The organism is Dysgonomonas reticulitermitis (genome assembly GCF_054601275.1).
The window spans coordinates 1-13,214 of record NZ_BAAHWU010000016.1; the positions used below are offsets into that span (position 1 = coordinate 1).

Genomic DNA, 13,214 nt, shown 5'->3' on the forward strand with positions numbered 1-13,214 from the left:
CTCACCGGTGAAAACAGTACCGTTAGCCACTATGCTCGGAGCCTGAGCCTGCGGTCCGGTCCTCACATTCCTTCCCCTGTTCTTTATCTTTTTCACAACTGTTCCCATCGTTTTATTCCGTTTTTTTTAGTTTTTTTATTTACTCAGTTACAGCTTACATGTATATATTTCATTTTCATTTCTTCCGCGTTAGCGTAATCGGCATATCCTCTTCTCCATCCATATGCAAAGTGCCTTTTAAGAGGTTTCCCTTGATATACATTCCGCCTATCTCAAGCACCAGCGGAGGTCGTAAATCAATGTCAGCATCCCGTTTTTGATCGTCCACTGGAAAGTCAGGCTACAGGCGGGTTTAGCATTTGAAGCGGAACCAACTCTTGACTTTGATGTTCGGTCAACTCTGCAACCGTGAAAGTTTGCGTGACTTGATCGTTGCACTTGAAGCTCATCAGGCGAAGCGATATCATCTCGGTGTCGGCAAGTATGTGACCGGAAGCAATTTGTCAAAGGCCAATGAGAACCGCGACTCTCGCATCTTTGAGGAGTTTGCCTACTACATAATAGAGGAAGCCCGACACAAACGTGTTGACCACATCTTCAAACTGAGCGGAAATGTCTATGCGTTTGATTCATCCACGATAGACCTGTGTATAAAACTTTTCCCTTGTACAAAGTTCCGCAAGCACAAAAGCGGTATCAAACTACACACGTTGTACGATGTCGAAACTTATATCCCGGCCTTCATTCATATCACCGAAGCGAAGATGAATGATGTGAAGGTAATAGATGTGATTCCTTATGAACCAGGGTCTTATTACATATTTGACAGAGCTTACAATGATTTCAAAAGGCTCTATAAGATACATCTTATGAGGTCTTACTTCGTTATCCGGGCAAAAAAGAATATGCAGTACAAAGTAACCAAATGGAAACGTCGTCTGCCCAAGAACATTCTCTCTGATTGTACCATCAGATTGGCTGGACTTAAGACTGCCGGTGTCTATCCGGTGGAACTGCGACTTGTCCGATATTGGGATGAGGTAGATAAACGCGAATTCGTTTACATCACCAATGCCAAGCACATCACTGCTTTGCAGGTTGCCAATCTCTACAAGAACCGATGGCAAGTGGAGCTGTTCTTCAAATGGATCAAGCAGCACCTCAAGATTAAAAAATTCTGGAGAGTACCCAAAATTGAAAATACTGGAATAATAGAAGTTTTATTCAGAAAAACAGAAAAGTATAACAATTATAAATATGAATTTTTAAATTAAGAATGCCGGCCGGTAGTATCGAAAGTCGCAAAGAGTATCTGGAACTGATCCAAAATCAAATTAAATTCTTTTTCGATATGAATTCGGAATTTTACCAATACTATCGTTCAGGAAGTACACATTTAGACCAGATTTATTTCCTGCGGAGAAAACCCTGCATTCAATTGCACGTTGACAGTTCTTATTTTGAGAGGAACTGTTGTTTCTCTACCTGTTATGGTCTAAAGATGACCCAAATCCTGGCAAACGAAAAACTCTCAGCCTATCTTAATGTTAAACTTGCAAAGTTGCAGCAAGAGGGTATGGAGATTGAGCCCTATCTGGATTTTCATTCCGGCTTAAAATGGACAGAAAAGAAAACTGCCTTGGGGGAAATTATTTATGGGATTGATTCTTTAGGAAGTGTTTGTTTTGGGAATGTAAATATCAACGTTCTGGCTAAAGAGCTGGGAGATTTATTCGATGTGGATATGAGTAACATCTTCCAGATATATGGGGATATACGCAAGAGAAAAATTGACCGTACAGAATATCTGAATCGTATGATTGATGCATTAAGGCGAAGAATGGATGAAGACGATAACAAATAATCCCGTTGAATCTATTATCTTTGCAGATGTAAAATAGGAACCATCTGAAGTGTTTTTTTAATACTTTATGAGTATATAACATAACGTTCGCTGAACGTCTCATCGTAGAAAACTGGCAATTTTCAAGAAAAACGGGATGAAAAGTGTAATGTTCATGCTATACGTAAGTATGGCGTGGGATTACATGTTTCGCAAAAAGGTATGCCAGTACCGCTTACGATGAAACAGTGTAAATTCCACGCTTTTTTATCATCTCATTTATAAAAACACCTTAGTTATACCTGACTTGATTATTCCCTTTTTATGAGTATTTTTTCGGTTTTTTCCTTTTGTAATTTTAGCTTCCTTATATAATAATATTTAGTTATCATATTGATTCGATGTACCTGTTCAGTTCTTCGGCATTTCGCCCCTGACCTTTGGCGCACTCTTTTGTTTGATTCCACTGTTCAGGCAGGATACTGCGCTTAATCAGGATGTCGCACATACGACCATCAACTGTAAGACGCATACAAATGGGAGCTTCCCCATTCTTCAACAGTTTTCCCTTGCGCAGGAAAAACAAAACTCTAAAAGACTTCCTTTTTATTTTACCCATTTTTTAGTGAATTTCCAATAACAAAATTACTTCTTTGCTTTCAGAATCACGCTGTGCAAAATATTGAAAACCTGCGAATTAAAATCGAATTGGTGGGCCTTTTTCGTGGAATCCAATGTCCCACTGTTTTACCACCGGAAGCCTGCTCAAAACCGCTGTTTTTTGCTCTCCCCTCAAAACACAAAGTCCCTGAAATCTATTCAATTTCAAGAACTTGCTTTGTTTTGCTTTTTACTTTTGTGGTCCCACTTGGGCTTGAACCAAGGACCCCATGATTATGAGTCATGTGCTCTAACCAACTGAGCTATAGGACCTGATTTTTGAGGTTATCCCGAAATCGGTTGCAATATTACTGCTTTTTGTTGAAACCAGCAAACATTTATGCGAAAAACATCCGAGAAGCCCTGGTTTATTTAGAAATGCTATAAATCAAGATCCAGCATGGTCTCTCCGGTTGTGTTCAATACTCTCATCGTCAGCTTGTTTCCTTTCTTTTGAAGGATAGCCACCGTTGCGCCCTTTTCGCTCGGCCCTCCTCCGATCATAACAGGGTAATTATTCCCATTTTTTCCTTTAGGTATATATTCGAACTTGTGAGTATGTGCGTTGAGCGATATATTAAAAGATGCCTTCGATAATATTCCTTCCCATAAGTCTCTGCATGGGTTGTACGAATCCTGATTTCTTCCGTATATGGGGATATGATGAATGAGTATACGCTTATTTGCTGCTTTAAATTCTTTCGATGCAATCTCTTTTTTTAGATATTCTGCTTGGTCTATCCTATATTGGGTAAAGTCATTCATGTCGTAATATACCCAATGATCGTCGCGTTTATCTTCTCCGCAGTCGAGTAGAACGAAACGTGTATCACCCAGATTAAAGCCGCCATAGGTATGGGAGCCTCCTTTTTTCTCTAACAAGTTCCACAAGAACATAGAATATGCCCCTCGTGTTTCGTGGTTTCCCCTGATAAACATGGTAGGAATGTTGTTGCCTCCTACTGTTTTACAATAGTGTGATATACTCTTTACAGCAACAGATTCGCTTTGCACATCGGCAATACAGTCCCCGTTGAAGATTACAGCCTCATATCCGGTATCTTTTACTTGTGCATATAATTTGTCGAATAGGGCATAGTTGTCGTGGATGTCGTTAAATACAAGAACGGTAAAGTCTTTTTGACTATCGTCCCACGTCGTGAAAGAAGAAATAGGAGTCCGGATAGTATCACCGAATTCTTTTTTGTAAGGCTCGTACAAAGTTATTTCTTGCGAAACAGCACGATAGTAATATTTTGTTCCCGGAGCCAAACCTTCCAGCCGGATGCGGTTAATTTTATTATTGGCTATCATCTCTCCTTCTATAAAAGTACGTGCGCGCTTCATGTTGGTACTGTCGGTGCCGTACTCTACCCAACTGCGGCAAGGCACATTTGTCAACCACATTATAGTCATCCCGTCGGTAGAAGGATTTTGCAGATACGGTTCTGTGCGCATGACTTTATTCGCGTCGGTCTTCAACCTGATATCTGCCAATAATGGTCTATGGTCTGATGCCATTGGTTCGTTGATAACGTGGAATTGAATTGTGGAGTAACCATATCCCTTTCCTGTATATCCGGCTATGTAATCGATTGTACTTCTTGGTTCCTTCGAGGGAAAAGTAGGGATTTTAGTGTTGCTCAACAGTTTCCATGTTGTGCCCAATTTCTTTATTTCTTCCGAATCGGGACTTGCATTTAGATCGCCTGCCAGAATTATGGGCTTATTATATAATTCTGCTTGTTCTTCTATTATCTTTACTGAAGCCAGCCTGTCCTCCTGGGTTAGGGACAAGTGTGTGCAGAAAATAATATAGTCGTTGAACTCTACTTTCAACAAGGCGCGGGCTTCTTCCCGGCCGGGTAGAGATATGCTGCTCCATGATAACGGACGCTTCTTTGAAAGAACACCGATGCCGTATTTTCCTCCTTGATATGATATTGCAGGAGCATACGCAGAGTACATTTTGGTTATATCGGCGAGTTTATTTAGCACGTCAGTTCTGTTGCTGCGTTCAGTTACGCTGTCCACCTCCTGCAACATGACTATGTCGGGAGATACCGATTCTATAACATCAGCAATACGCTTGTAATCTGTTATATTATCCATGCCCTTGGCATTGCGAATATTATAACTTAAAATTCTATGTGTATTTTCTTCTCGGGGAAACTGTTCCTGCTGAGCAGATAGTGTGTGAAAAAACGAAACTAATATACTTAGTAAAATGATTTTTTTCATGTGTTTTAAATATAAGTGCATTGTAAAAGTAGCTAAAAATAAGCAATTTATATAATTTTTCAAAAAAAATAATATTTTCATGCAACTTTTTGTTCTCATCAATCATCATAATAATATACTTCCTCAACAACAACTGTTATACTAGCCGAATAAAGTGAAGGAGCCCAAACTTCACTTTATTCTTTTTTATTACTAATGTCAATCAGTAGTTAAAAAGTTATTCCTGTAATGTGAAAACGTTCGGTTATTTTCATCCTTTTCTTCTGCGCGCAATCACAGATTGCTTGCGTTCTCAACATATGCTCATCACTGCCGCGCCTGCGGAACTAATGCGCGGGAGGCTGACGCACGACAAGCGGCTGCCTTGTCTGGCTTTAGCTGCGCCGTTAGCTTCAAGTACGGGGCACCCATAGGACGAAAAAGGCGTTAAAAACAAAAACGTGTTTGAGCTTATCTAATGATTCATAATTATATAAAACTTGGAGCGAGTTTTTTTGTTTAGCCTTTAAGTCCGTTATGGGTCGGACGTTGAAGCGGGGCGCAAAAGCCTTTTTGGTTCCTTTTGCGGCTTTGGGCAAAAGGAACGCAAGCAATCTTTGATTGCGCGCAGTAGAAAATAATCGAACGTTTCAACTACTGATTCGCATTACCAACAAAAGAAGTGTTATATAATGTTATCAATGTTTTTTGTCGCTTACTTATTCTTTATATTTGAATACTAAAAATAATGTGAGAGATGAAATTGACATATATATATCATAGTGGTTATGCTATAGAAGCGGAGAATTTTACTATAATAATTGATTATTATAAAGATTCGGAGAACGAAGTGGTGAGGAATAACCTTTTGAATACAAAGGGAAAATTGTATATTCTTTCTACTCACTCACATCATGACCATTTCAATAAGGAAATTTTAAATTGGAAGAATGAGCACCCCGATATTATATATATTTTCTCGAAAGATATTCTGAGTCATAAACTCGCAAAAGATAGCGATGCTGTTTATCTGGATAAGTCCGGTTTTTACAAAGATGAGACTTTGTCTATTCAGGCTTATGGATCTACCGATCTGGGTGTGTCTTTTCTTATAAAAGCTGAAGGCAAAGTCATATTCCATGCGGGAGATCTGAACAACTGGCATTGGAATGAAGAATCTACCGAAGATGAAATAAAAGAGGCAGAAGATTTTTATCAAAGAGAGTTGGACTTATTAGCAGCAAATGTTAAGCATCTCGATTTGGCGATGTTCCCGATAGATCCGCGTTTAGGTAAAGATTATATGAAAGGTGCGGAGCAATTTGTTGATGCCATACAAACAGATATTTTAGCTCCTATGCATTTCGATGAGGCTTACGACAAGGCTGCGGCTTTTGCCGGGATTGCTTTGAATAAAGGCTGCAAGTGCATTCGCTGGAAACAGACCGGAGAAAGCATACTGTTTTAATATAATCTATAAGAAGACGGTGACTGCTTCTTTCGTTATCAAGCAATAGTTATTTGCTAGGTTCCTCAGTTTTCTTTTCTTCCGAATTAGTTTTTGTTGTTGATGTTTCTGTAGTCGTTGTTCTCGTAGCAGGCCTACTAGTAGAGGTTGTGCTCGAAGGACGCGTAGTCGGTCTGGAGGTTTCAGGTTTGCTATTTGAACTTGGTCTGCTAGTCTCTGTTGGACGTGTTGCCGGTCTGCCTGTTGTAGTTGAGCCAGAAGGTGGAGTTGTAGGCCTTGTCGTCTCAGGCTTGTTAGTATCGGCAGGGCGTATTGCCGGTCTTTCCGGTTGTGGCCTGACTGTCGGAGCAGGTTTCTCCGGTTGTGGTCTAACAGGAGTTGTTGGACGGACCGGATATACCGGGTATACAGGGACAGGATTTGGTTCAATAATGGCAGGCGGTACATTTTCATACATAAAGTCGTATCTGTTAAGCCTTCCATTGAGAAACTCCACTGCATAAGACTCATTCCGATATGTTATATATTCATACACATTTATTTCTCCATCCTGAATATATGATGATGACAGTATACGAACAGGATTACCCAGAATGCGATCTACCTCGATTTGTGTCATTCCCGGTGACAATCTCGCTACGTCCGCTACTTGTAATGTGCCACAAGCTGTGAAGATGAATATAATAGAGAATATGGTTAGTATAAGCTTTTTCATTGTACTTCTTTTATTATTAGGACAAAGTATATAATGAATGGTTTAATTACGAGTATTCAAATTTATATATTTTTTAGATGGTGTATATAAAAAAACAGGAAAACGTTCGTCCATTAATTTTAGTAAATATGACGGACAACGTCTCCCAATATAATTCAAACAGTTTCTTATTTTTGATTTAAGCCCTGACTTAGTTCGTCCCTATTATAAAGCTATTTGCTATAATGGCTCCTCCTCCCTCAATTTGTATAGTATAAGCCATCATTGGCTCCATTATTCCTTCGACAAAGGCAATCCGGTCGGAAGAAGTACTTAATATATCATAATAGTACAAATAATTTCCTGTTTTAGCTTCTTTTATGTCTTTATACAGAGGATTTTCGGCGGATAATTCGGGATTAGTAGATACCCATCCCTCTTCGCCCCAAAACGGCAGGTCGGAAGACGCTAATATTTGTCGTTTATTTTCAAGAACTAGTCGTACCATACGACTGTACATGACTTTATCGATAGATGTAACTTTCTTCTTTTCGTATACTTTCTTTGTGTAATCGTATGATAGAACAACATCTCCTACCGCAATATTATCCACATTTTTTCTTGTGTCATCTGCCATAACTACCCATGTGCCGATAGCAATCCTGCTTTGAGCATTGATGCTGAGATTAAAAGCAAAAAGACATGCGAGCATGAGTAACAGAACGTTTGTTTTCATAATGAATGATTTTGTGTAAAGTTTATGCAAAGATAAAAATATTTTGAATATAGTATTCAAAACTTAATAACAAATCATATATTCACTTATAAAACCTGAGAATATCAATTGCATATTACATTATTTTATATAATTTTGTGTCTGTATCAGATAAGCAATAGCTTAGCGACAAAATACAATGGTAATGGTAGAACTATTATATCCTCACGAACATATATCCTGTTTTAATTACGAAAAAGGAAGTCGATCTGTTTTTGATAAGTCGAAGTTGAAAAAAGAACAATCCTGGGAAGTGTTTTCTGAGGATAATCTTGTTGTATTTATTCTCGAAGGTAATCTGCGCTTCTCTTTTGGGGAATATCTTGATAGAACAATTTCAAAAGGTCAAATGATGGTGCTCCCTGCTGGTAGCCAGCTGTTAGGCCGTGCAGTAGAAGAATCGAGCCTGATTGTTATACGTTTGTTAGAAACAATGCAGCTTTGCGATTGTTATTCTCTTGATATGCTATTGCATGAAAAGGATGATAGTTTTATTCCCGGATTATATTATTTGGATATAAAAGAGAGGTTGAGTTCATTCCTTTCTTTTATGGACGAATGTGTTGGCGACGGATTGAAATGTATCTTCTATTTAGATTTGAAAGTTAAGGAGTTATTTTTTATCTTGAGAGCCTATTACACAAAAGAAGAACTTTTTAGCTTCTTTTATTTATTGTTAAGTCGGAATATTTCTTTTTCAGATCAGGTTTTGAAGAGTCATTATAAGGCGAAAACAGTCCAAGAGTTAGCTGATATATTACATTATAGCTTATCTGGTTTCCAAAAGCGTTTTAAAAAAGTATTTGGTGTTTCCGCATACCATTGGATGAAAAAAGAGCGTTTAAAATCTATTTTCCACGAAATCAACAGCACTCTAAAATCATTTAAAGAAATAAGCGATGAGCATGGATTTTCATCTCCTTCTCATTTTAATGACTTTTGTAAAGCTAATTTTGGTGCCACTCCGGGTAAAATCCGCCAAAACAAATCATTCCTGAATAATAAGTCTTAAATGGGTACGAATTATGTAAAACAGGGTCGTTTTTCGTAATTTTAATTATCCTTATATCCGCTATATTTGTGATATAAATATATGAGGAGTATATTTAAGTTTAAATTTAAACCTGACTAGGTTTTTAATTTAACTCTATTATTGTGTAGTTTTGTAAAGTTTGTGTTAAGGTTGGAAAGTCTGCGAAGTGAATTTGCGGGCTTTTTACATAAATTAACTTAATATTTACAAGAAAAGGGGATGAATGTTCAACCCCTTTTTCTATATTAATCAGAGACCTGTTTTACTCGACAGTTACAGATTTCGCCAGGTTTCGAGGCATGTCTACATCCCTGTTTTTATTTACAGCTATATGATAAGCAAGCAATTGCATAGGTATAGCAGTTAGTAGCGGATCAAGGCATTCCGTTGTCAGGGGAATTTCAATATAATGGTCAGCCAAAGCTTTCATCGTTTCATCTCCTTCGTTGATAATAGCTATCACGCGGCCTTTTCGCGCTTTGATTTCCTGTATGTTGCTTACAACTTTTTCGTATATGGCACTGTTTGTTGCTATTGTTACCACGGGCATTTCGTTGTCTATAAGCGCTATTGGTCCGTGCTTCATCTCGGCAGCCGGATAACCTTCCGCATGTATATAGGATATTTCTTTCAGTTTCAAGGCTCCTTCAAGCGCTATCGGGTAGTTGTATCCACGCCCTAAATAGATAAAATTCTGGGCATAAGTGAAAATCAATGACAATTCTTTTATCTTATCGTTCAACGATAGGGTTTTTTCTATTTTCTCCGGTATTTTTTGTAATTCCTTTATGATCTCTAAATAGCGGCTGTTTTCTACAGAGCCTTTTTCCTTCCCAATGGCCAATGCCATCATCGTAAGAACGGTTACCTGTGCAGTAAACGCCTTAGTCGAAGCCACCCCGATTTCGTGTCCGCAATGCGTATAAGATCCCGAATCTGTATTTCTTGGAATGGATGATCCTACTACATTACATACTCCGTAAACGAACGCTCCTGCTTTGCGCGCCAGATCGATGGCCGCAAGAGAATCGGCCGTTTCTCCCGATTGAGAGATGGTAACGATGACATCGTCGGGGTAAATAACCGGATTCCGGTATCTGAACTCCGATGCGTATTCCACCTCCACTGGTATGCGACAAAACTCTTCGAACAGATATTCTCCGATCAGTCCTGCATGCCAGGAAGTTCCACAAGCTATAATAATGATTCTACGGGCATTGATGAATTTCTCTTTATGGTCAATGATTCCGGACAAAACGACATTTGTACCCTCGATATTGATCCGGCCACTCATACAACTTTCTAATGTGTCGGGTTGTTCGAATATTTCTTTCAACATGAAATGGGGATACCCCCCTCGTTCCAGCTGACTGAGGTTCATCTCAAGCTCTTTTATTTCGTGAGTTTTCTCTATATTCGAAATGGTAACGATTTTTGGCTCTTCATCACGCTTTATAACAGCGATTTCCTCGTCATCCAAATAGATTACTTTGTTCGTATATTCTATAATAGGAGAGGCGTCGGAGCCCAGGAAAAACTCGCCTTCGCCTACGCCAACTACGAGTGGACTACTTTTGCGTGCTGCTATGATCTGGTCTGGATTTCCTTTCTCTATCACGGCTATGGCATATGCGCCGACTACTTGATTTAAGGCTATTTGTACCGCTGCGAACAGGTCGCACTTATGCAGTTGTTTGATATATTCAATTAGTTGCACCAATACTTCTGTATCTGTACTACTCTGAAAGGTATATCCTTCATTGGTGAGCTGGGCTTTTAGTACGGCGTAATTCTCGATAATACCATTATGTATCAAAGCTAATGATTCGGTTTGCGAGTAATGTGGATGGGCATTAACATTACTTGGTTCACCATGAGTAGCCCAACGGGTATGAGCAATACCTATAGTGCCCTCAATATCTTTATCGCGTGCATAATCTTCAAGATCCTGAACTCGCCCTTTGGCTTTATATACCGATAATTTGTTGTCTTTGTTTATGATAGCCACACCTGCGCTATCGTATCCTCTATATTCCAGTCTGTGAAGTCCTTTTATTAAAATGGGATATGCTTCCCTAAAACCTATATAACCTACTATTCCACACATAATATTTCTTTTTGGTGGTAAAAGTAAATAAAAAGTTTCATATAGGAGTAAAGTTGGCTAAATGTGTGATTTGTGACAATTGTTTTGGTGTAAATGTGCCTTTCTGTAAATATGCCGTTGACTTTTGTTTACTTTATAATATTAAAAAAGAGAATCTTCGAGCAGATTATTTGTTTACCTTTGCGATCGATAAATAAAAAAGTTGTTTATGTCTAAATATAATTTTGATAAAATAATTGATCGCCGGGGAACGAATGCTTTAAAGACTGATGCCTTGCTTCCCAGATATGGAAATGCCGATCTGATATCATTGTGGGTCGCGGATATGGATTTTTTGTCGCCTCCTGCTGTTTCCGAGGCTATAATAGAGAGAGCTAAGCATGGTATTTTTGGTTATACATGCCCGGCTCAATCATATTATGACTCTATTATCAACTGGGTCGGTAGTCAGCATAATTGGAAAATAGAACAAGAGTGGCTGACATTTATACCGGGTATTGTAAAAGGCATCGCCTTTGTGATAGATTGTTTTACTACAAAACAGGATAAAGTGATTATTCAGCCTCCTGTATATCATCCTTTCCGTATTATTCCAACTTTGCATCACAGGCCGATAGTCGATAATCAGCTGGTATTGGATGCCGGACAGTACAAGATGGATCTGGACGGGCTGAAGAAGATTATAGATGCGGACTGTAAGTTATTGATTCTGTGCAATCCTCACAATCCGGGCGGTAGGGTTTGGACAAAGCAAGAACTGGCTGATATAGCCGAAATATGTTACGATAATAATATATTGGTCATATCAGATGAGATACATTCCGATCTGGCATTCGCTCCTAACAAGCATGTCCCATTTGCCGGTGTTTCTGAGAAAGCAGCGCAAAACAGCATAACATTTATGGCGCCAAGCAAGACTTTTAATATTGCAGGTATTGTCAGTTCCTATTCCATTATTCCGAATAAAGAATTGAGGGATAAATTCAACAAATATCTGCAAAGCAGCGAGCTCGAAGAAGGTCATATTTTTGCTTATCTGGCTGCACAGGCTGCTTATGAGAATGGCGGAGAATGGCTGTCGGAAGCAAAAAATTATATCTGGAATAATATTACTTTTGTAGATGAATATTTGAAAGTTAATATTCCTCAGATAAAAGCAATGATTCCGGAGGCGTCGTTCCTGGTATGGCTCGATTGCCGGGAGTTAAGTCTGTCACAAAAGGAATTAGTTTCATTATTTGTCGACGATGCCAAATTGGCGCTAAATGATGGGGTTATGTTCGGGGCTGGCGGCGAAGGCTATATGCGCATGAATGTAGGTACCCCACGTGCCAATATTGAAAAAGCGTTGGATAATCTTAAAAAAGCAATCGAAACGAAACAAACTCGTTCTTAAATTTGTTTACAGAGCAAATTGGGCACGATTATTGTTTACAAAGTATAAAATAAAAGCTGCAAAAAGCTTGGTTATTAATCTAAACAACTATATTAAAATGAAAATTTCTACAAATAAGTTTGTTTCTTTGTCTTACGACTTGAATGTGGGCGAGGGTGAGGAACGTGAACTAATGGAAAGAGCTACAGATGAAACTCCACTGGAATTCATCTTTGGAACAAACTCTATGCTTGAGGCTTTCGAAAAGAACCTCGACGGAATGGCTGAAGGCGATGCATTCGACTTTGTGTTGACTCCGGACGAAGCATATGGTGAATACGATGATGATGCGATAGTGGATCTTCCCCGCAATATATTCGAACAAGACGGTGTGTTGAATGAAGAGGTTATCTTCGAAGGAAATACCGTACCGATGATGGATACTAACGGTAACCGGTTGAACGGTTCGGTAGTAGAAGTTAAAGAGGATGTGATCAAGATGGACTTTAATCATCCATTAGCCGGTGAAACTTTGAACTTTTCGGGAAAAGTGCTTGTCGTAAGAGAGTCTACTCCTGAAGAAATCGCCGCGTTATTTGCTCCTCAGGGTTGTGGCTGTGGCTGTGGCGATGGCGAAGAGGATTCTTGCGGTTGTGGAAGCGAGAAAGAAATGGCCGGCGGTTGTGGCTCGGGTTGCGGCTGTGGCGGACACTAATAATAAGAATTTACATAAATAAAATGAGGGTGAGTCAAAGACCTTTTGACACACCCTCTTTTTTATTCTTTATGATTATCAGTTACATTTAAACTTGTTTCTTCTTAAGAAATAATGAGATGGCTCCCCAAAATACAGATGATGTTCCTGCTACCATAAAAGCCATCCATGTATTGATGAAATTATCAGCATTAGAAAGATTGATTATCATGTAAATAAGTGAAATCATAATGATCGCAACTCCTAAGCCGATTAGAAAATTGCCTGATTTTTTTTGATTCATATCCTTATCATTTAATGGTTTATATAATTGCTAATATATAA

Annotated in this window: 12 protein-coding genes and 1 tRNA gene; 7 read left to right on the plus strand and 6 right to left on the minus strand. The window is 38.8% G+C overall.

Features of this window, described 5'->3' with window-relative positions:
* Window positions 1-377: 377 nt before the first annotated feature.
* Window positions 378-1,274 (plus strand): IS4 family transposase, encoded by an 897-nt coding sequence (locus ACYPZI_RS07945; RefSeq protein ID WP_459600462.1) that lies wholly within the window; start codon window positions 378-380, stop codon window positions 1,272-1,274.
* A gap of 2 nt (window positions 1,275-1,276) precedes the next feature.
* Window positions 1,277-1,864 (plus strand): RteC domain-containing protein, encoded by a 588-nt coding sequence (locus tag ACYPZI_RS07950; protein ID WP_459600357.1) that lies wholly within the window; start codon window positions 1,277-1,279, stop codon window positions 1,862-1,864.
* 367 nt (window positions 1,865-2,231) lie between these two features.
* Here the strand turns inward: ACYPZI_RS07950 and ACYPZI_RS07955 are convergent, their stop codons facing one another.
* The 3 genes from ACYPZI_RS07955 to ACYPZI_RS07965 all read right to left on the minus strand — a co-directional run bounded on the left by ACYPZI_RS07955 (window position 2,232) and on the right by ACYPZI_RS07965 (window position 4,744).
* Window positions 2,232-2,462: an Arm DNA-binding domain-containing protein gene (locus tag ACYPZI_RS07955; RefSeq protein WP_459600359.1), complete on the minus strand. Its 231-nt coding sequence runs from the start codon at window positions 2,460-2,462 to the stop codon at window positions 2,232-2,234.
* Between the two features lie 240 nt (window positions 2,463-2,702).
* Window positions 2,703-2,776: transfer RNA gene (locus ACYPZI_RS07960), tRNA-Ile, on the minus strand.
* Between the two features lie 108 nt (window positions 2,777-2,884).
* Complete coding sequence (locus ACYPZI_RS07965) at window positions 2,885-4,744, minus strand: endonuclease/exonuclease/phosphatase family protein (RefSeq protein WP_459600361.1); 1,860 nt, start codon at window positions 4,742-4,744, stop codon at window positions 2,885-2,887.
* 736 nt (window positions 4,745-5,480) lie between these two features.
* On the opposite strand from ACYPZI_RS07965, the gene ACYPZI_RS07970 reads away from it, so the two are divergent.
* Entirely contained in the window at window positions 5,481-6,191 is a 711-nt protein-coding gene (locus tag ACYPZI_RS07970) for an MBL fold metallo-hydrolase (RefSeq protein WP_459600365.1), read from the plus strand.
* A 53-nt stretch (window positions 6,192-6,244) separates the two neighbouring features.
* Complete coding sequence (locus tag ACYPZI_RS07975; protein WP_459600367.1) at window positions 6,245-6,694, plus strand: hypothetical protein; 450 nt, start codon at window positions 6,245-6,247, stop codon at window positions 6,692-6,694.
* 402 nt (window positions 6,695-7,096) lie between these two features.
* On the opposite strand, the gene ACYPZI_RS07980 is transcribed toward ACYPZI_RS07975, so the two are convergent.
* The gene (locus ACYPZI_RS07980; RefSeq protein ID WP_459600369.1) at window positions 7,097-7,621 is read right to left on the minus strand and encodes a Hint domain-containing protein; all 525 of its coding nucleotides are present in this window, start codon (window positions 7,619-7,621) and stop codon (window positions 7,097-7,099) included.
* Between the two features lie 268 nt (window positions 7,622-7,889).
* Here ACYPZI_RS07980 and ACYPZI_RS07985 point away from each other — a divergent pair, with 268 nt between their 5' ends.
* Window positions 7,890-8,672, plus strand: coding sequence for a helix-turn-helix domain-containing protein (locus tag ACYPZI_RS07985; RefSeq protein WP_459600371.1), 783 nt, complete (start codon window positions 7,890-7,892; stop codon window positions 8,670-8,672).
* 283 nt (window positions 8,673-8,955) lie between these two features.
* On the opposite strand, the gene glmS is transcribed toward ACYPZI_RS07985, so the two are convergent.
* The gene (gene glmS, locus ACYPZI_RS07990; RefSeq protein WP_459600373.1) at window positions 8,956-10,800 is read right to left on the minus strand and encodes a glutamine--fructose-6-phosphate transaminase (isomerizing); all 1,845 of its coding nucleotides are present in this window, start codon (window positions 10,798-10,800) and stop codon (window positions 8,956-8,958) included.
* 208 nt (window positions 10,801-11,008) lie between these two features.
* On the opposite strand from glmS, the gene ACYPZI_RS07995 reads away from it, so the two are divergent.
* Both ACYPZI_RS07995 and ACYPZI_RS08000 read left to right on the plus strand, forming a co-directional pair.
* Window positions 11,009-12,196 carry a MalY/PatB family protein gene (locus ACYPZI_RS07995; protein WP_459600375.1) on the plus strand — a complete coding sequence of 396 codons (1,188 nt, stop codon included), beginning with the start codon at window positions 11,009-11,011 and terminating at the stop codon, window positions 12,194-12,196.
* Between the two features lie 97 nt (window positions 12,197-12,293).
* The gene (locus ACYPZI_RS08000) at window positions 12,294-12,890 is read left to right on the plus strand and encodes an FKBP-type peptidyl-prolyl cis-trans isomerase (protein ID WP_459600377.1); all 597 of its coding nucleotides are present in this window, start codon (window positions 12,294-12,296) and stop codon (window positions 12,888-12,890) included.
* Between the two features lie 88 nt (window positions 12,891-12,978).
* Here ACYPZI_RS08000 and ACYPZI_RS08005 read toward each other — a convergent pair whose 3' ends face one another.
* Window positions 12,979-13,101 (minus strand): hypothetical protein, encoded by a 123-nt coding sequence (locus tag ACYPZI_RS08005; protein ID WP_459600379.1) that lies wholly within the window; start codon window positions 13,099-13,101, stop codon window positions 12,979-12,981.
* Between the last annotated feature and the right edge of the window lie 113 nt (window positions 13,102-13,214).